Below are 19,281 nucleotides of genomic sequence, written 5' to 3' on the forward strand. Positions count from 1 at the left end.
TCGCTGTGCTTGATCAACGCCAGAAGACCGAAAGAAAACGCGTTGTCGCAAGCTTCCTTCAGTTCGACGGGCGAGAAATCCGGCACATGTTCCGCAGTCTGTTTCACCACAAAAAGGAGTAGGGAATGAAGATCATTGCCTGTTACAGCAATAAGGGCGGTGTCGGAAAAACCGCTACTTCGGTGAACCTGGCCTATGCCTATGCGCAGGCTGGCCAAAAAGTTTTGCTATGCGATCTCGATCCTCAGGGGGCGTCCGGGTTCTATTTTCGGGTGAAGCCGTCAAAAAAACTGACGGATGCCCGATTTTTTGAGGATGTGGAGCGGTTTACCAAAGCCATCCGGGCAAGTGATTTTGACGGGTTGGACGTTCTGCCCGCAAACCTGACTTTCCGCGACTTTGATATCTTCCTGTCGCGCATGCGGAACAAACGATCGCGTCTGAAAAGGGCATTGTCGGCGGCTGGCAGTGATTATGATCTGGTTCTTCTGGATTGTCCGCCCAATTTTTCCACCTTGTCCGAGAATATCTTTCGGGCCGCTGATGAAATCGTTGTTCCGATCATTCCCACAACCCTGTCCGAGCGGTCATTCGATCAGCTGGTTGGCTTTTTCGACAAACACGGGCTGCGTAAGAAGAAGCTGCGGGCGTTCTTTTCGATGGTGCAGAACCGGAAGTTGTTGCATCGGGAAACGATGGTTTCAATGCGCGCCCAGCATCCCAAGCGCATTTTACACGCGGTTGTGCCTTTCGCTGCGGATGTCGAAAAGATGGGGCAATATCGGGGCCCTGTCTGTACTTACGCAGGTCGTAGCGCTGCTGGTGCGGCATATCGGGCGCTGTTTGATGAGCTGGAAGAAAGAGCGGGGGCACCCTGATGAGCAAAGAAATTGAACGCAAGTTTCTGGTGGCAAGGTTGCCGAACCTGAGCCGCGCAGAAAAAGCAGAGGTGCGTCAGGGGTACCTCACCGCGCCGGAGGACTCGACCGAATTGCGCCTTCGGCAAAAGAACAATGTGTTTTTCCTGACCTTAAAAGGCGGCGGTGATCTTGTACGTGTTGAGCGTGAGGCAGAGATAACCCGAGACCAGTTTGAAACCTTCTGGCCGGAAACCCAAGGTCGCCGGGTCGAGAAGGTGCGTTACACGGATCTAATGCCAGACGGCCACCAGTTCGAGCTGGATGTTTTTTCAGGCGGTCTGGAACCCCTGCGTTTGGTTGAGGTTGAGTTCCATACCAGTGAAGACGCAAATGCCTATGTCCCGCCGGGTTGGTTCGGTGCGGAAGTTACAGGGGATAAACGGTACAAAAACAAGGTATTGGCGATAAACGGACTGCCGGGTTAACTCTGAATTGCCAGATTGATCGTAGTTTCCAAACCTGGGTCGCAGTTTCGGGCTGCGAATGTCCCGCCATGCATATGTGAAATCGCGGCAACCAGCGCGAGCCCCAATCCCGCATTGCGTTCCGTCCGCGCCGGATCAAGTGTGACGAAGGGAAGTTGAAGGCGATCCAACTCTCCGGGCGGAACACCCGGACCACGGTCCCGAACCCGCAATTGGGCAAATCCGTCCTTGGTACCGATAGAGATCGTGATTGCGGTATCTGCCGGTGCATAACGCATCGCGTTTTCCAGCAAATTAGAAAGAGCCTGCGAGAGTAGGGGCCGGTGCCCCTGAATTGAGGGGGCAGAGCCTGTAACCTCAAGGCGGATGTCCTGATCTGCGGCCACCGGGTCATACAGTTCCACGACATCTCCAACCAGTTGCTGCAAGTCAATGTCTTCGAATTGCTCGCGCCCTAGACCGGCCTCGGCCCGCGAAATTTCGGTAAGCTGCCCCAAGACCCGCAAAACATGGTCGATTTCTCCCGTAGCCCGCGCAATGTCGATTTCGCGGTCCAGATCGCTTTTGCCGGGCTCGGAAAGGGATTCGACCCTTTGGCGAAGGCGGGACAAAGGAGAGCGCAAATCATGTGCGATAGAGTTCGACGTGGTGCGCAGATTGCTCACCAGCTCTTCGATCCTGTCGAGCATGTTGTTCAACGTGCCAGAGACCTGATCGAACTCGTCCCCGGTTCCGCGCAGGGGCATCCTCTTGGAAAGATCGCCGGAAACGATGTTTTCGGCTGTGCTTGCGATGTCTGACAGGCGTGAAAACACCAGACGTGTGAACAGCCAGCCAGTGATCACGCTCAGAACAAATGCTATTCCTAGCGCCAGTGCCAGAGATCGGAACAATACACGGTCGAATTGTTGACGGGCCGCCGCATCCCGTCCCACCAAAAGGCGTTCACCACCGGGCAATCGGATCGAAGCGGCCGAGATGGGCACCAGTTGGTCATTGTCAGCCCTGCGCAACTCGAGGTCGACCCAACCGCTTCCGGCGGTCACATTGACCGGCCAGGTTTTCAGGTTACCCACAAGCTTGACGCCCTGCCGATCCGCCAGCAGATACAGCGCGTCTCGATCGGACGCGCTTGGAAGACGACGCTCGATCGCTGTAATCAGCCCGATCAGCCCGCGCCGTTCATATTCATCGGCAAGCCCGGTCAGTTCGGCGGACACGACCGATCGGGTCTCGGATTCGATGCTCCGGTTGGCTGTCACATAGACCAATGCCAGCACAGACGCGGTCAGGAACGTGCTTAGCACCATGCTGGTGGCGACAAGTCTTGTTCTTGAATTATTAAGGGAAAGCCGAAGGTTATCCATCGGACATCATGTAACCCGCACCGCGAACAGTTTCAATCAAAGGTATGTCTCCACCTTCATCCAACTGGCGGCGCAGCTTTGAAATATGAACATCCACAACGTTGGTGTTCGGGTCGAAATGATAATCCCAGACGCCTTCAAGCAGCATGGTACGCGACACGACACGGTTCTTGCGGCGTAGAAAGAACTCAAGGATCTGGAATTCACGAGGTGTCAGCGTAATCTCATGGCCGTCCCGCGTAACCTTGCGGGTCAGTAGATCCATTTCAAGATCCTTGCAGGTCAGCGTCGGCGTTTCCTCGGATTCCTGCGGACGCCGCAACAAGGCTTCGATCCGCGCATGAAGTTCCTGAAACGAAAAGGGCTTGACCAGATAATCGTCGGCGCCTGATCGCAATCCTTTGACGCGCTCGTCCACTGCGCTCATGGCCGTCAACATCAACACCGGTGTTTTCAGCCCTGCTGCACGCAGGGATTTGATCAGGGACAGACCGTCCAGACCGGGAAGCATCCTGTCCAACACAATGGCGTCAAAACCGCCGTCCGTAGCGTGGTACAATCCCTCGCGGCCATCAGCAGCCGTTTCGACCACATAGCCTTCTTCGCCAAACCCTTTGGCAATGAAATCCCTGGTGTCAGCGTCATCTTCGACGATCAACAGACGGCGGCTCATGATGTGGTTCCTTTCCCTAAGGATTTAAACACAAAATTCAAACAAAGCATATGGTTTGCTGACGATCTTGCCGGGTGCTGGGCACGCACCCGGCAAGCCCGACGGACAGCGGACAACTCAGGTCCGCCGGGTGAGGCACGCGCCGGATCTCCCCATCAAGCGGCGCGCGCATGGTGTTAGTCAGACCAGTTCGACAGCAACGAAAATCTGGCTGCCGGCCCGATTGATCAATACCAGTGCCGGGTCTGTTTTTTCGCTGTCCAGTGCGGCCTTCAGCGCTTCGGGTGTGAACGTGTCCTGGTTGCCCAGTTTGACGATCACGTCACCGCGTTGCAGACCCGCCCGGGCCGCAGGGCTGTCCGGTTGCAAGTCTGTGACGACCACACCTTCGACGGTTTTAGCAATACCCGCTTCAGCCCGCACCGTTTCGGTCAGCGGGGCCACTGTGACACCAAGCGACGTGCCTGCTGCATCAGATTCGACAGGGGTGTCGGACTGAGCCGCCGCTGCCTGATGCTGGCCAACGGTCAAAGTGACCGTTTCCTGTTTGCCATCGCGCAGAATGGTCAAATTACTGGCGGTGCCGACCTTGGTTGTGCCCACCAGAATAGGCAGGTCACCACTGGAGTCTACGGCTTCGCCATTGAAAGACAGGATAACATCGCCTTGTTCCAGGACGCCATCTGCAGGGCTGTCGGCGACAACATCTGCCACCAGTGCACCCGAGGAGGCATCAATACCCAGCGCCGCCGCAAGCTGCGGGCTGATATTCTGGATCGAAACACCCAGCCACCCACGGCTGACCTGCCCGTCATCCTGTAGATCGGCTGCAATATGTTCAACGATGTTCGAGGTTACGGCAAATCCCAGCCCGACAGATCCGCCACTGGGGGAATAAATGGCCGAGTTTACACCAATCACTTCGCCGTCCATGTTGAAAAGCGGGCCACCAGAGTTGCCCTTGTTGATAGCTGCGTCCGTTTGAATGAACTCGGCATATGGCCCGTCCGAGATATTGCGACCTTTAGCCGATACAATGCCGGTAGTGACCGTGGAGCTCAAACCAAACGGGTTGCCGATCGCTACGACATCTTCGCCAACACGGATTGCATCGCTGTCACCCAGTTCGACGGCTTGCAGGCCCGGGACTGCATCGATCTTCAAGACTGCAATGTCTGTCAGCGGGTCGGTGCCAACCACCTCGGCCTCAAATGTCCGGTCATCACTTAGGCGAACGGTTACAGTCGCGGCATTGTCTACCACATGGTGATTGGTGACGATATAACCGGCTTCATCCAGTACAAACCCTGACCCGAGCCCTTGTGCCGGACCGCGTTGAGGCATGTTGAACCCTTCAGGCCCACCAAATCGTTTGAAGAATTCCCCAAACGGGTGACCGTCAAAGTCAAAATTCTGACCCTGTGTGGGGCTTGGGGCGGTCTTTTGCTCGGCAATGATGGTTACAACCGAAGGGGAAACGGTTTCGACAAGATCGGCAAGCGCTTCATCCGCCATCGAAGGTATAGCGGTTGTGGCCAGCATGGCTGCGCCCAATGCGCTGACCCCCATCCAGTTGGATGTGCGGGGAAGTAAAAGCGAAGATTTTCGGATGCTCATTTCTGTCTCCTGGTTTGATCACGCAATTTCCGTTGCGCGTTGAGACATGAGATGCACTGTCAGGATTGGGGTTTCCTGACTGATCAATTAATAAATCTTAATTTTGCCACAAAGCGGGTGTTTTGTGGTGAAGGACGTTGATCAGGATTCGCTGATTTAACCGAGGAGGTCGAAGGCGAATCGGAGGATTGTTGCCAAAACAGACGTCAAACTTTCAAAAAAGTTGAATTTTCATTGTTTTGTTGACAATGCTTTCACTGAACAGTGGGGAAAAATGCTGCTCTTCCAATGGTTGTGGGCGAGTCCGGGAAACTTCGGGCTTGACGCTGTAACTTTGCCGATAGGCAGCTGAATGGGTGCATAAGTTTGCGCTTAATCCCGAATCGATGATACGTGCACCGGACTTGGATCGCCTATAGGTTGAGCAAGCCTTGGTGCTATGTTGCCTAAAAGCCAAATCGAGGCACGCGAAATTAACCTATTCTTCCAATTTTACGTTGTTTCTAAGGATCGGATAAGTGAGGATGAAATTGCCCAAGTGAGGGGAAGCCAAAAGCGCTAGGGGGCGCTGGCGGCTAACTCAGTTACCGGAAGTTTTAGCGGCGTGTTAACGAGGGGGTCTTGTTTAGGTTTAGCGGCTAGGGAACCAGAGTGTCTTTAAGACCTATTGGTCAAACTTTTGGAATTGTGGAAAGTGGTAGTCCTGTATTGGGCACCGGCCCGGTCGATATCGACCGGGCCGTGTTTATTTAAACGGTGCGTTTCTTGCACCAAGCTGCCCAATCTTCCGGCGTATCCAGATCCAAAACCGCGTTTTGACCGGGCAGGGGTTGCAGGAATACGCCACCTTGTTGTGACCGGACCACCGTCTGCGCGCCGTGATCGCCGTGTAATGCCGAAAGCTTACTGAAAAGCGTCCGATCGAAGATCACCGGGTGCCCGGGCTTTCCATCTGTGGTTGTTCCGCGCCAGATTACATTGTCGGGATGCAACTGGCGTGCTTTCAAGATCGTTCTCAGATCGGTCTGGGTCAGGTCGGGTAAGTCGGCCAGCAAAACCATGACCGCGGGTGCATCAACAGGAAGGTGTTTTATGGCGGTGCGCAAACTGGCATTCATTCCCTCGGCCGCGTCCGGTACGGGAACGGTCTGTACGTCCATTCCTGCAAGAGCATCGTATCTTGGATGCGGGCGCGGTGGCAGGGCGACAAGGACAGGTGCCACGCCACGCGCTAGGGTCGCCGTACGGGTCAGCAGTGGAATGCCATCGATTTGCTGCATAAGCTTGTCCAGCCCGCCCATACGGCTGGAATGACCGGCGGCAAGCAGGATGATGGGGATTTCGGTCATTGCGCCACACTGCTGTCAGTCATGTGTGCTGTCATCCCCTCATGCGTGTGCCATCTGGGTCAAACAAAGGTGTCGAGATAACCTTCGCTTTGCGCATCTGCCCCAGAATCTCGATTTCAACCTCCAGACCATCTTCTATGCGCCCGGACGGCAGAAAGCCCATGGCGACGGATTTCTGCGCAAAATGAGAGTAGCCGCCGGAGGTACAGAACCCAACAACCGAACCATCCAGCCAGATCGGTTCATAGGCGTTGACGTCCGCATCGTCTGTTTCAACCTCGAAGGCTGCCAACTGGCGGATGGTTCCGTTGGCCCGTTCTAATTCCGCTGTATCGCGGCCGATGAAACGGGTGTTTTTGCGGAACGCAATGAACCGATCCAATCCCGTTTCAGCGGCGGTGTAATCCGGCGAATACTCTCGCATCCATGAGCCAAAAAACTTGTCCAGCCGCAGGCTCATCATTGCGCGCATTCCGAACGGAACAATTCCGTGGGGTTGTCCGGCCTCCCACAGTGTCCACCAAAGCTGACGCTGCGCTAAGGGGTCGCAATAGATTTCATAACCAAGATCGCCCGTATAGCTGACACGCTGAACGATACAGTCGGTCATGCCGACAGTCATCCGTCGCACGTTCAGGAAGTTGAAATCCGTCAGGTCGTCTCGGGTGCAGGTCGCCAGAACCTGCGTTGCCTTTGGGCCGGCAATCTGGAAACCGTTCAACCGGTCGCTGATGTTTTTAATTGTTACACCGTCCTGAGCGTTTTGTTGGAACCACCGCATGTGGAAGGCCTGACTGCCATAGGACGCCGTAAGCTGGAATTCAGTGTCACTCAGGCAGGAAACCGTGAAATCGCCGATTAGCTTGCCCTTGTGCGACAGCATCGGGGTCAAAGACAGCCGACCGGGTTTCGGAATGCGACCAGCCATGATCTGGTCCAGCCAGTTCCGAGCATTGGGTCCGGTGATGCGGTATTTGCCGAAATTGTGGACTTCGTTGATACCTACAGCTTCACGCACCGCCCGCACTTCGCGCCCCGTCGCCTCGAACGCGTTCGAGCGGCGGAAGGATGGCGTTTCAAGTCCCGGCTCGTCTTCCTGCGCAAAATAGTTTGGCACTTCAAGGCCGTATTGCTGCCCCCAAACCGCGCCAAGATCGCTGAAGATGTCATACATTGGTGTTGTGCGGTTGGGGCGTGCGGCGGGCAGTTCTTCGTTCGGATAGGCAACGCTGAAGCGTTTCTGATAATTCTCGATGACTTTGGGGCGGGTATAACCTGGGCTGATCCAGTCGCCGAAGCGGGCAACATCCATGGCAAACACATCGCGCTCTGGCTCGCCTTCGATCATCCACTGCGCCAGCGTAAGGCCAACGCCGCCACCCTGGCTGAACCCTGCCATAACACCGCAGGCCGACCAGTAGTTGCGCATTCCAGGTACAGGACCGACCAGCGGGTTTCCATCAGGGGCAAAGGTAAACGGCCCATGGATCACCGATTTTATCCCGGCCTCAGCCAGCACGGGAAAGCGGCGATAGGCGAATTCGATACTGTCGGTGATCTTGTCATAGTCATCGGGCAGCAACTCGTGCCCGAAATCCCACGGGGTGCCGTCTACTGCCCAAGGCTTGCAGGGTTGTTCATAGAACCCGATGCACAGACCACGCCCTTCCTGCCTTAAATAGCTTTCACCCGCCGGATCCATGACATGCGGATGCTCGCCACCCGCATCAATGATCGCTTCGATCTGGGGGATCGCGTCTGTGACAAGGTATTGATGCTCCATCGGGTGCAGGGGAAAATAGACACCCGCCATGGCACCAACTTCGCGTGCCCAAAGCCCGCCCGCATTAACAATGTGTTCGGCATGGATTGTGCCTTTGTCGGTGACGACATCCCAGCTTCCATCGTGGCGCTGGTTGGTTTCACGCACCATGCAATGGGTTTCAATCGTAGCACCGCCCATTCGCGCGGCCTTGGCATAGGCATGGGTGGTGCCTGACGGGTCCAAATGACCATCCAGCGGATCGTAAAGAGCGCCGATAATTCCGTCGATGTTCGTAATGGGCGCGATCTTTTTGATTTCTTCCGGGCCGACGATTTCTGTCTCAAGCGCCATGAACCGATGCTTGGCGCGTTCGGCCAGCAGCATATCAAACCGGTCCTGATTGTCGGCCAGTGTCACACCGCCCACGTGGTGCAGGCCACAGGACATGCCGGTGATCTGTTCCAGTTCTTTATACAGCCTGATCGTGTAGCCCTGTAGCGCCGCCATGTTGGTGTCGCCGTTGAGGGTGTGAAACCCGCCTGCTGCATGCCAGGTCGAGCCGCTGGTCAGTTCGGACCGTTCCAGCAACATGACGTCCGACCACCCAAGCTTGGTCAGGTGATAAAGAACCGAACATCCGACAACGCCGCCACCAATGACGGCCACCTGGCATGTGTTTTTCATCCGCTCCTCCTTTTCTGGTAGGACGGTGCAGATCAACGATAAAGCATTCTGTCATACGAGCGACAGAGCGCGTCGTTTTTGTCTTGCGTCCAAACCCTATAAGGGCCGCACTTTCAGGGCTGTGATACGATTGCCTTCGCGTGCTGTTACCTCGAACCGGAAGCCATGGAACGAAAATACTTGCCCAACAACCGGGATCATCTGGGCTTCGTGGATGACCAGACCAGCAAGAGTGTTGGCCTCTTCATCCGGTAGCGACCAGTCCAGCGCACGATTGGCGTCACGAATGGTCATCGCGCCTTCGACAAGGAATTGGCCATCATCCGTCCGCACGACCGGCACCTCTTCGGCGATATCGAATTCATCGGCGATTTCGCCCACAATTTCTTCGAGAATATCCTCAAGCGTGATCAGGCCACGCAATGAGCCATATTCGTCTACGACCAGCGCAAAATGAGCGTGCATTCGCAGAAACTCGCGCATCTGGTCATCCAGAGTTGTGGTCTCTGGAACGAAATAAGGGGCATTCGCGACTTTGCCGATGTCAAAGCTGGCCAGACGGTCGGTGCCGCCGTCACTGCTGCCAGCCTGCGCATACATCGCGCGGAACAAATCCTTGGCGTGAACAACGCCAACAATGTTCTCCTGCTCGTCCCTGAAAACAGGCAGACGAGTGTGAGGGCTTTCAAGGCATTGCCTCAGGATAGCTTCGGGTGGGGCGTTCGCATCGATCATCTCGATGTTGGAACGGTGGAGCATGATCTCTTCCACCGTGCGGTCGCCCAGATCCAGCGCGCCGAGGATGCGGTCGCGATCTTCTTTTTCAACAACACCTTCTGAATGGCCCAGTTGCAGGGCGCCTGCGATTTCTTCGCGCACGGCCAGAATGTTGCTGTCAGGATCGATCTGAACTCCGAACAAGCGCAATACGCCACGCACCAGCAATCGTACGGCTGCGACGACAGGCGAAAACACCGTCACGACCACGCTGATGATCGGCGCAACAGCCGCAGCGGCCTTTTCGGAATTGGTGATGGCGTATGTCTTGGGCAGAACTTCGGCAAAGATCAGCACCAAAAAGGTCATGACCAGTGTCGCCAATGCCACGCCGCTTTCGCCAAAAAGACGTGTGAACAACGCCGTCGCCAGTGACGCAGCCAGAATGTTGACGAGGTTGTTGCCCAGCAGAACCGACCCGATCAGACGTTCGTTGTCGTCGGTGATTTCCAGCGCCTTTTTAGCCCCGCGCGATCCCTTGTCGGCCTGAGCGCGCAGTTTCCCCCTTGATGAGGCGGTCAGCGCCGTTTCCGAGCCCGAGAAAAATCCGGACAGGATAAGCAGAAACAGGATAGCGCCGGTCGTAAACCAGAATGCGCCGTCGATCATAGAAGGTAAGGGTTCCATTGGTCCTTGATAGGTTAGTGTACTGCATCCGTTATGGGGACGTCGCTCCGCTGGATCAAGGTCTTAGCCTTTGTCCTCATTGCGGTCTTTGCTCAGCGGGTGATGTTGCAACACCAGTTCCGCCAGACGTTCATCCAGAACATGCGTATAGATTTCGGTCGTCGCCACGTCTGCATGACCCAATAACGTCTGGATCGATCTCAGATCAGCGCCGTTGGCCAGCAGATGCGTTGCGAATGCATGGCGCAGCGTGTGTGGTGTGACTTTTTCAGAAGAAACACCGCCGCGCACAGCCAGCTCTTTCACCAGCAAAAAGAACCTGTGCCGAGTCAGATGACCGGACTTTCCGCGTGATGGGAACAGAAAGCGCGAGCGCTGAGCGCCTTTTTCCGCGGCCAGGTCCTCGGCCTCGTCCCGCGCGGTCAGCCACGCGGCCAAAGCATCCCGGGCCGGCGGCGACAGGGGGACCATTCGCTCCTTACCCCCTTTTCCCAGCACCAGTAGCATCCGGGGGTCGCCACGGGCCGAGGAGACGGGCAGGGAGACAAGTTCAGTCACCCGCATTCCGGTGGCGTACAAAACCTCCATCAGGCAGGTGTTTCTTAGCCTGTCAGATTCGGTTCTCCCGGTTTTTCGGGCAGCCTCCAGCAAACGATCAACTTCGGGCACATCCAGCGTCTTGGGCAGCCGTTTCTGCCGGCCGGGACCTTTGATCTGAATGGCAGGATTGGTCGCGCGCCAGCCTTCCTCGAAGGCAAACCGGTACAGCTGTTTGATAGCAGACAAACGCCGCGCGCGGGTCGAACGTGACAAGCCCTGTGCATCGCAGTCGATCAGGTAGGCTTCGATCAGGTCGCGATCTGCCTGATCAAATCCGGATTTCTTGCGGTCCAGCCATTCGGCAAAATCTTTCAGGTCGCGCCCATAGGCCAGCAGCGTATTGGTAGCCGCGCCAAGCTCTGCCGCCTGCGCCTGCAAGAACGTTGAAATCCACAGGGCGTCTGATGCCGGAGAGCCCATGATCAACGCTTTTGCAGGATCAAAAGGGACAGGGCCGCACGTCGCGCGGTGTCTTCCAACCCAACGCGCCGGAATGTTGCAATCGCCGCTGTCAGGTCCACCAGATTGCCCCGTGCGCCATGTGCAAACAGTTGCATGGCTTCAATAATGGCTTCGCCCAATTGACCGTTGGCCAGCAGCGCATCAATGTCGCCCGGCACAGGCGCTGCCCATTCAAACCCCTGAGCGACAGCATCAGCCAAAGGGGACGGGGACACCGCGCGCCCGGGGTCACCTTGTGCCAAAGCGGCAAGAAATCGGGTTTCGTTGGATGTGTCGGGCGCTGCCAAGGCGGCCTGTTCGTAAAGCCCCGACAGCATCAGAATACGCCAGCGCAGGATTTCGGTGGTGGCAACCGGCAATGTGACAGACGACAAGCGCTCGGCGAACAGTTCGGCAAACGGAACCTCAAGCCCGACACCGCGCATCTGTTGCCAGACCGGTTGCAAAGTCTTTCCGATCGCTTCCGCGTTCCCGGTGTCTAACGCGCTTTCAAAACGCTGAACGGCGGCCACCCGATCCCAGACAGCACCTGAGGCTGCCGGATCACGCTCGGTATAAAGGCCCAGCAGCTGATTGGGGGTTAATGCGCCAATACGGGTAAGCCGTTCCGCTGCTTCGATCTGTGCCTTCCAACCCGCGACATCGCGCAGATCCGCATTGGCAAACGCCCGCGGCAGCGGAGCGGAAGGAAGCCGTTCGCCAATTGCCTCAAACAAACGGAACGTCAGGGGATCAGGGTTTTCCGGCTGCGGCAGGTAAGCTGCGCCTTCATACAGTTCCGGGCTGAGGAAACGGTCCAGAACTGCCAGATCCTCGGGTGGAAGGATTTCAAGCGCATGCGCTGCCTCAAGGGTCAGCGCGGCTGAAGCCCAATCCCCGCGGCGGGCCTTGCAGAAGATCTGAGCCGCATAGTTCCGCGAAAGATGCGGTTCGGCAATAAGGGCGGTACAACTGCGATCCTCATCCCCGGTCAAGAGCGTCGCATCGAACCAGCGCTTGAAACGGTCTTGCGTGTCAGTAGGTCCGGCCAGTTGAACAAGCGATTGCGCCGGATCAGCGGCACCCAGTTGCATCAACCGATCCAGCCGCGCCAGTAAAAGGGTTTCTTCGGCCAGAGGCCCTGACGGCGCGCGTGTTTCAGACAAGAGTAACGTGAACAACAATCGCTGCATCGCCGGGTTGTCACGCACGTGGACGTCGGCGATCAGTTCGGCCAAGCGATCCGCATCGCTGCCTTGCCAAAGGTCGACGGGCAGGCCAGTGACAGAGGACGAAACAAGGCCCAGCGGCTGCGACAGCGCTTCAAGCGAAGTCACCTCAATTCCTGGCAAAGTGCCATCTTGCGTGACCGGTGGTTCCAGCAGAACGGTTCCCGGCAGGTTTTCCGGCGGGTCTGTCAGCCATTCGATGGCGGACAAGGGTTCCTGCGCATGTGCTGACCCGGCCAGTGTGATTGCCAAAAGCAGTTGCTTAGTTGACATCCAGTACAACCGGCTCGCGAATTTCACTTTGAGGCGCAGAGAAATCCACGCCAAAGAATGGACCGACATAGGCATAGGCAACCAGCCCGATGAATACTAGGCACAGAACATATATCAGGAATTTGATCAGACGGCTCATGGCGTCACGCTGCCTCAATTTTTGGTTTTGACCAAGTTATAACTGGCATTTTTCCCAAGATCACGTCATTCACGGTGAAATGAGCGAAATTAAGCATAACACGCACTCAGCGGACGCGCAGACCCGATTTGCTCTGCACAAAACCGTGGTTCTGGTGGGGATGATGGGGGCTGGTAAGACAGCCGTGGGCCGCGCTTTGGCCGCGCGTCTGGGTGTTCCCTTTCTGGATAGTGATGCCGAAATCGAATCAGCCGCCAACATGACCATCCCCGAAATCTTTGAGCGGGACGGGGAGCCGTTTTTTCGCACCAAGGAAACACAGGTCATCAGCCGTCTGCTGGACGAGAAAAAAGGCATCCTTTCAACGGGTGGCGGGGCGTTTCTTCAGCCCGACAACCGGCGTATGATCACCTTGCGCGGGGCGTCTGTCTGGCTGCGGGCAGACCTGAGAGTTTTGTGGAACCGAGTTCGCCACAAGGACACGCGCCCGCTGCTGCGCACTGCTGATCCTTATGCGACATTGAAAGCCCTCTACGAGGCGCGTGTTCCGGTTTACGCCGAGGCAGATTTGATCGTGGATTCGGATGGCGAAACTTCGATCGAGAATATGGTGGACCGGGTTGTCGACGCCTTATTGGCGCGCCCTGATGTTTTGGAAATCAGATAATGCATCAAAGAGTACACGTTGAACTTGGAGACCGGTCGTATGACGTTGAGATCGGTCCGGATCTTCTGGCGCGCGCAGGCGATTGGATTGCACCGCTATTGGCGCGCCCCAAGGTGGCCGTCCTGACAGATGAGAACGTAGCTGGCCTGCATCTGGACGCACTACGTGCGGGTCTGAAAGCCGCCGGAATCGAAATGTCCGCGCTGGCCTTGCCAGCCGGGGAGGCGACCAAAAGCTGGCCTCATTTCGAACGCGCGGTTGAGTGGCTGTTGGCTGAAAAGGTTGAACGCAGCGACGTTGTTGTGGCCCTTGGTGGCGGCGTAATTGGTGATCTTGCCGGCTTTGCCGCAGCCGTCCTGCGCCGAGGTGTTCGGTTCGTGCAAATCCCCACGTCTTTGCTGGCGCAGGTCGACAGCTCCGTCGGAGGGAAAACAGGGATCAACGCCCCTCAGGGGAAGAACCTTATCGGCGCTTTTCATCAGCCATCGCTGGTTCTGGCCGATACATCTGTGTTGCAGACCATGACCCAGAGGGACTTTCTTTCAGGGTATGGCGAGGTGGTGAAATACGGCTTGCTTGGGGATGCTGATTTCTTTGAATGGCTTGAGGCGAACGGGCAAAGCGTGTCCTCGGGTGACTTGGCCGCGCGGGTGCGTGCGGTAACCCGCTCGGTTCAGATGAAAGCCGATATCGTGGCCCGGGACGAAACCGAACAAGGTGACCGCGCCCTGCTGAATCTGGGACACACCTTCTGTCATGCCTTGGAGGCTGCCACTGGTTATTCGGACCGTCTTTTGCATGGCGAGGGCGTGGCCATCGGCTGTGCACTTGCGTTCGAGCTTTCGTCCCGCCTTGGGCTGTGTTCACAAGAAGACCCAAGCCGGGTACGCGCGCATCTGCGGGCAATGGGTATGAAAACGGATCTGGCTGATATTCCGGGCGAATTGCCAAGTGCCGAGTCACTGGTGGATCTGATGGGGCAGGACAAAAAGGTCGTGGACGGCCAGCTGCGGTTTATCCTGGCCCGCGGAATTGGTCAGGCTTTTGTGACCTCGGATGTGCCGAAGGATGCGGTCTTATCGGTTCTGTCGGACGCTCTCGCCCCGGTGTGACGCAGGGGTTAACGACCCTGAATGACCATCAGCTCGCCGATGTTTTCGCGGGTTATGTAACCGATCATACGACCGCCATGGCTCAGAACTGCAATCGCCGGCGCACCATTGTGCAGGTGTTCCAGTACGTCCTCAAGGCCGGTTGTCAGCAAGACTGTGGGAACGTCAGCATCCATGATCGAGGTCGCGGGCGCAGTTCTGGGCTGGTCGCTTGCCAGAGCGGTGAACAGGCGATCGCGTGTCACAAAGCCCAGCAAAGTGTGATTTGGGTCCAGTACCGGAAACTCGTGCTGTGTGGTGTGAATGACGGCTTGCGCAGCTGTGCTTAGCGTATCGCTGGGGGACAGGGCATGAAATTCAGTGATCATCGCGTCACGAGCCAGAACACGGCGGACCGCGGATCGCAAAGCGACATCCTGGCTTTCTGCATTCGCTGCAAAGAACACGAATACGGCGATCAATACCAGAATTGGATTGCCGGAGCTCAGCCCTAGAAATCCAAACCCGACAGCGACAATCTGGCCACCAACCGCTGCAATTCGGGTGGCTTTGACGCGATTCATGCGCAAACACAGAAGGGCGCGAAAAACGCGGCCTCCATCCATTGGGAAGGCCGGGATCAAGTTGAAGATGGCCAAAAGCAGATTGATATAGGCCAGCTTGTCCAAAATCCTCACATTTGGTGATTCCAATTGCGCGAGGGTCTCAAGCGGCATCCCTGCACCAAGCACGGCAAGGCCTATGAAGATAGCGATATTCACTGCCGGACCCGCAAGCGCCACCAGAACCTCTTGCATCGGTTTTTCCGGCATTCTCTCAAGTCGGGCCAGGCCACCGATGGGCAGAAGGGTGATGTCGGGGGTTTTGATACCATAGCGCCGCGCCATAAGAGCGTGACCGAACTCATGCGCGACAACGCAGGCAAACAGGGCCAGAACAAAGAGAAGGTTCTCAATCGCGGCTGGCAGGCCACCGGCCGAGAATGCGGCAAAACCAACCCAAGCCAGCAGCAGAAAAAAGGTGACATGGACCCTCAGTTCGGAACCGAGCAATCGGCCGAGAGAGAAGGACCATGTCATATTGTTACTCCGCTTTGGTTAGAACGGAATCTCGTCATCGTCGATTCCGCCCGAGGCTGGTGCCGCAGAGCTGGAAGGACCGCCATAGGGGTCATCGTAACCGCCACCGGCCTGGCCACCACCATAACCGCCGCCGCTGCCGCCACCGCCTTCACCACGACCGTCCAGCAGGGTCAGTTCCCCGCGATAGGGGCGTAGGACAACCTCGGTCGTATACCGATCCTGACCGGATTGATCCTGCCATTTGCGGGTTTCCAGCTGGCCTTCGATATAAACCTTGCTGCCCTTGCGCAGATATTGCTCGGCGATGCGGGCCAGCGGTTCCGAGAAGATGGCAACCGAATGCCACTCTGTCCGTTCGCGCCGCTCACCTGTGTTGCGGTCTTTCCAGTTCTCCGAGGTGGCAATGCGCAGGTTGCACACTTTGCCGCCGTTCTGGAACGACCGGACCTCGGGGTCGCGGCCAAGATTTCCCACCAGAATGACCTTGTTGACTGAACCCGCCATGTAAATCCTCGTTCTGTTCTGCGTAAATGCGCCGAATCTGGCGCAATGAGTTTCGTGAGACCCTATACGGCCTGCATCATGGTTGAAAACAGTTGATACAACACTGTCGAACAAGAGTCTTACTGTACTATTTACCAAGCTTTCATTTTTTGCGGGAATACCTATACTCCCACTGGTTTTGATCGAGCAGGATAAGCAAAGATGCGTTCTTGGGTTGCTGGGTTTTCCGTTGCCTGCCTTGTATTGGCCGTTGCGCCGGTGCAGGCACAAACATTGTCCAGCAAAAGCCGCAAGGATATCTTCCTGAAACAGGCGAAGGTTCTGGATTCTCGTGCGGCAACCCAGTACCGCGACTCGGCCCGGCTGAAACCCAAAACAACGCGTGATCAGGTCAGCAAACGGTATTCAGGAAAATATCGTGGAGAATATCTGGAAATCGCACGGCGTGTTGCTCGCCTTCACAACATCCCTGAAGATCTCTTTTTGCGTCTGGTGCAGCAGGAAAGTGGATGGAACCCACAGGCGAAGTCACATAAAGGTGCGTTGGGATTGGCGCAGCTTATGCCACAAACGGCCGAGCTTTTGGGCGTAAACCCGCATGATCCCAAGCAGAACCTCGAAGGCGGTGCCAGATATCTGTCTTGGCAGTACCGCAAGTTCAAATCGTGGCCTTTGGCGCTGGCGGCCTATAACGCGGGTCCTGATGCGGTTGAAAAGCACGGTGGGATCCCGCCGTACAAGGAAACCCAGAACTACGTGAAGGTTATCTGGGGCGGCTGAAACTGATGCTGCGCTGCAGAGTGTCGTATTCTTGATTCAGTGCAACGCCTCCAACTAACCTGACAGGGTATCGCCCAGTAACTGGTGAGGCCCATTATGCCTGCTGATCATCCGCAGATTCCCAAAGAAACGCTGGCAAACTGGCAGCAACTTGTTGATCTGGTCGCAGAACTGGCCGACGTGCCCGCAAGCTTGATCATGAAAACCGATGCGCCGGATCATGCGGTTTTGATCACATCCGATCACCCCGAGAATCCATATCCGGTCGGTCTGAGTTTCCAGTTGAACCCCAAGCTATACTGTAAGGGTGTTCTGGAGCGTGACGGAGAGTTGGTGGTCGAAGACGCCAAATGTGATCCGGTTTGGGCGGACAACGACGACCTGGAACACGGAATGACCTTTTACATCGGCTTACCGCTGAAATGGCCCGATGGATCGGTGTTCGGCACAATCTGTGTTCTGGACCGTAAACAGAACCGGCGGGCCTTGTTATTCCGTGAGGGGTTGGCGCAGTTCGCGCGCATGGTCGAGTCGGATTTGGCTTTGTTGCAAGAGGTTTATCTGAGACGCGCGTTGGAAGAGAAACTGAACGAAACACTTGCCCAGCTTGAAACGCGTGTTTCGGATCGAACCCGAGAGCTGCAGGAGACGAACACAGCGTTGCGCGTATTGCTCTCAAGTCTCGACGATGACCGCAAGAACCGGGATCACGAAATCGTCGAGCAGGTTCGCAGCAGAGTTTTGCCGTATCTTGAAAAGGTTCGGGCGCAGCTTTCAGGGGATGAGGCGCAGTTTGTCTATCTTGAGCTGGCCGAGAAGAACCTGAACGAGATCACGTCTTCGCTGTCTGACAAGTTGACGGATGCCTTTGCGGCAATGACCCCGACAGAAATGGAAATTGCTCAGATGGTCATGTTTGGGAGAACCACGAAGGACATAGCCAAGGCCCTGTCCCGAGAGACGTCGACAATCGATTTTCACCGCAACAACATTCGCCGAAAACTTGGACTTGAGGGCCGGGATAAAAACCTGCGCAGTCACTTGCTCTCGATTTCGTGAATGTCGAATATGGGGATTGCCCCCATATTCCACCCCTATTTTTTCGGTCTGAGCCGATGTGCTTTAGCTTGTTACCTTTTGGGATGAGGTGCGGAAAAAAGGCGCACGTCCAACAGAGAGGTACATAGATATGGATCGCAAGGATCTGAAGCCGACCATCCTGAAAGGGGACAGGGATCATCTGGCACCGGGTTTGTCTCGGCGGTCATTTTTCATGGCGGCAGGTGCTGCCGGTGTTGGCGCGACCGCTTCAGTGCTGGGGGCGAAACCGGTCGAAGCGCAATCGCAAGCCTGGTTGCAGCCAGGGAACAATAACCATGTGATTGACCTGCAGGGATCGACGGGTCAGGCCAGTGCCGGAGTTGTCGGTATCGATTATTATGGCCATTGCGCCATCAAGATCACTTCGCCCAACGGCGCAACGGTCCTGCTTGACCCCTGGCGTGATGACCCGTCGGGCGCGTGGGGGCTTTGGTTCCGCAATGAATTCCCCCAGATTCCGGTAGACATTACCCTGTCGACCCACGCGCATTTTGATCACGACGCGATCGAACGCCCAAGCTCGACCATGGTTCTGGACAGGATGGTGGGCAATTTCGAGTTCGCCGATATCAAGATCACTGGTTTTGCTGATAAGCATGCCTGCGTGGCGCCGGGGTGGTACAACTGGACCAATGCACTGGCCGAGTTTGGGGTCGATGCCTGCCCACCGAACAATGTGGGTCATATGGATATGGTGGTCTATCTGGTGGAAACAGGCGGCATTCGTACGCTGATCTGGGGTGACAATCGCCATAACCCACCGCAGGAGTTTTGGGACGCCGTCGGACAGGTCGATGTTCTGACCCTGCCGGTAGACGGGTCGCAACATATCCTGAGTTTCGATCAGGGTAATGACATCGTGGCCAAGCTAAAGCCCAAGATCATTATCCCAACCCATTACCTGAATGAAGTCACGTCTTACACGCTGACCACGCTGCAATCTGCGGACGAGTGGGTAAAGGGGCAGAAAAGCTATCAGATGCTTGACAGTGCCAGCCTGAAACTGGAGGCCGGAGAGATTTCAGGCATGGATCAGGAGTTCATGCATTTCGGCAACAACGTCATGACCGGCTGAGAGTCTTGTAGGGAACCACCACTCACAAGCGTCGCCGGTCTCCTCGTGACACGCGGCGCTCACAGAAAGGGCCG

Annotated in this window: 18 protein-coding genes; 7 read left to right on the forward strand and 11 right to left on the reverse strand. The window is 56.3% G+C overall.

Features of this window, described 5'->3' with window-relative positions; all coding sequences use genetic code 11:
* Positions 1-125 precede the first annotated feature (125 nt).
* The gene (locus tag ACR3FC_RS00175) at positions 126-878 is read left to right on the forward strand and encodes a ParA family protein (protein ID WP_480472387.1); all 753 of its coding nucleotides are present in this window, start codon (positions 126-128) and stop codon (positions 876-878) included.
* On the forward strand, positions 878-1,345 hold the full coding sequence (locus ACR3FC_RS00180) for a CYTH domain-containing protein (protein WP_480472389.1): 468 nt from the start codon (positions 878-880) through the stop codon (positions 1,343-1,345). Before ACR3FC_RS00175 ends, ACR3FC_RS00180 begins: the two co-directional genes overlap by 1 nt.
* Here ACR3FC_RS00180 and ACR3FC_RS00185 read toward each other — a convergent pair.
* The 9 genes from ACR3FC_RS00185 to ACR3FC_RS00225 all read right to left on the reverse strand — a co-directional run bounded on the left by ACR3FC_RS00185 (position 1,342) and on the right by ACR3FC_RS00225 (position 12,886).
* Positions 1,342-2,655, reverse strand: coding sequence for a sensor histidine kinase (locus tag ACR3FC_RS00185; protein ID WP_480472391.1), 1,314 nt, complete (start codon positions 2,653-2,655; stop codon positions 1,342-1,344). The genes ACR3FC_RS00180 and ACR3FC_RS00185 overlap by 4 nt on opposite strands.
* A gap of 49 nt (positions 2,656-2,704) precedes the next feature.
* Positions 2,705-3,385, reverse strand: coding sequence for a response regulator transcription factor (locus tag ACR3FC_RS00190; RefSeq protein WP_209504130.1), 681 nt, complete (start codon positions 3,383-3,385; stop codon positions 2,705-2,707).
* 180 nt (positions 3,386-3,565) lie between these two features.
* Positions 3,566-5,002 (reverse strand): DegQ family serine endoprotease, encoded by a 1,437-nt coding sequence (locus ACR3FC_RS00195; RefSeq protein ID WP_480472393.1) that lies wholly within the window; start codon positions 5,000-5,002, stop codon positions 3,566-3,568.
* 749 nt (positions 5,003-5,751) lie between these two features.
* A complete protein-coding gene (locus tag ACR3FC_RS00200; protein WP_480472395.1) occupies positions 5,752-6,351 on the reverse strand; it encodes a nucleotidyltransferase family protein in 600 nt (199 codons plus the stop codon).
* A gap of 31 nt (positions 6,352-6,382) precedes the next feature.
* Positions 6,383-8,800, reverse strand: a complete 2,418-nt coding sequence (locus ACR3FC_RS00205; RefSeq protein WP_480472397.1) for a GcvT family protein — start codon at positions 8,798-8,800, stop codon at positions 6,383-6,385.
* Between the two features lie 96 nt (positions 8,801-8,896).
* Positions 8,897-10,186: an HlyC/CorC family transporter gene (locus ACR3FC_RS00210; RefSeq protein ID WP_480472399.1), complete on the reverse strand. Its 1,290-nt coding sequence runs from the start codon at positions 10,184-10,186 to the stop codon at positions 8,897-8,899.
* Between the two features lie 81 nt (positions 10,187-10,267).
* Positions 10,268-11,224 (reverse strand): site-specific tyrosine recombinase XerD, encoded by a 957-nt coding sequence (locus ACR3FC_RS00215; protein ID WP_480472401.1) that lies wholly within the window; start codon positions 11,222-11,224, stop codon positions 10,268-10,270.
* Between the two features lie 2 nt (positions 11,225-11,226).
* Positions 11,227-12,747, reverse strand: a complete 1,521-nt coding sequence (locus ACR3FC_RS00220; protein WP_480472403.1) for a hypothetical protein — start codon at positions 12,745-12,747, stop codon at positions 11,227-11,229.
* Positions 12,737-12,886, reverse strand: a complete 150-nt coding sequence (locus ACR3FC_RS00225) for a hypothetical protein (protein ID WP_480472404.1) — start codon at positions 12,884-12,886, stop codon at positions 12,737-12,739. Before ACR3FC_RS00225 ends, ACR3FC_RS00220 begins: the two co-directional genes overlap by 11 nt.
* Positions 12,887-12,965: 79 nt before the next feature.
* Between ACR3FC_RS00225 and ACR3FC_RS00230 the strand changes: the two genes are divergently transcribed.
* Positions 12,966-13,553 carry a shikimate kinase gene (locus ACR3FC_RS00230; RefSeq protein ID WP_480472406.1) on the forward strand — a complete coding sequence of 196 codons (588 nt, stop codon included), beginning with the start codon at positions 12,966-12,968 and terminating at the stop codon, positions 13,551-13,553.
* Positions 13,553-14,665 (forward strand): 3-dehydroquinate synthase, encoded by a 1,113-nt coding sequence (gene aroB, locus ACR3FC_RS00235; RefSeq protein WP_480472408.1) that lies wholly within the window; start codon positions 13,553-13,555, stop codon positions 14,663-14,665. The genes ACR3FC_RS00230 and aroB overlap by 1 nt, the downstream gene beginning before the upstream one ends.
* 8 nt (positions 14,666-14,673) lie before the next feature.
* Here aroB and ACR3FC_RS00240 read toward each other — a convergent pair whose 3' ends face one another.
* Together ACR3FC_RS00240 and ssb are read right to left on the reverse strand one after the other, a co-directional pair.
* On the reverse strand, positions 14,674-15,744 hold the full coding sequence (locus ACR3FC_RS00240; protein ID WP_480472410.1) for a site-2 protease family protein: 1,071 nt from the start codon (positions 15,742-15,744) through the stop codon (positions 14,674-14,676).
* Positions 15,745-15,762: 18 nt separating this feature from the next.
* Complete coding sequence (gene ssb / locus ACR3FC_RS00245; protein WP_480472412.1) at positions 15,763-16,251, reverse strand: single-stranded DNA-binding protein; 489 nt, start codon at positions 16,249-16,251, stop codon at positions 15,763-15,765.
* Positions 16,252-16,452: 201 nt separating this feature from the next.
* Here ssb and ACR3FC_RS00250 point away from each other — a divergent pair, with 201 nt between their 5' ends.
* From ACR3FC_RS00250 to ACR3FC_RS00260, 3 genes are all read left to right on the forward strand, one after another.
* Positions 16,453-17,031 carry a lytic transglycosylase domain-containing protein gene (locus tag ACR3FC_RS00250; protein WP_267363904.1) on the forward strand — a complete coding sequence of 193 codons (579 nt, stop codon included), beginning with the start codon at positions 16,453-16,455 and terminating at the stop codon, positions 17,029-17,031.
* Positions 17,032-17,127: 96 nt separating this feature from the next.
* Positions 17,128-18,090: a LuxR C-terminal-related transcriptional regulator gene (locus tag ACR3FC_RS00255; RefSeq protein WP_480472414.1), complete on the forward strand. Its 963-nt coding sequence runs from the start codon at positions 17,128-17,130 to the stop codon at positions 18,088-18,090.
* Between the two features lie 130 nt (positions 18,091-18,220).
* A complete protein-coding gene (locus ACR3FC_RS00260; RefSeq protein WP_480472416.1) occupies positions 18,221-19,207 on the forward strand; it encodes an MBL fold metallo-hydrolase in 987 nt (328 codons plus the stop codon).
* Positions 19,208-19,281 lie beyond the last annotated feature (74 nt).

Source organism: Ruegeria sp. AF3 (assembly GCF_056536285.1).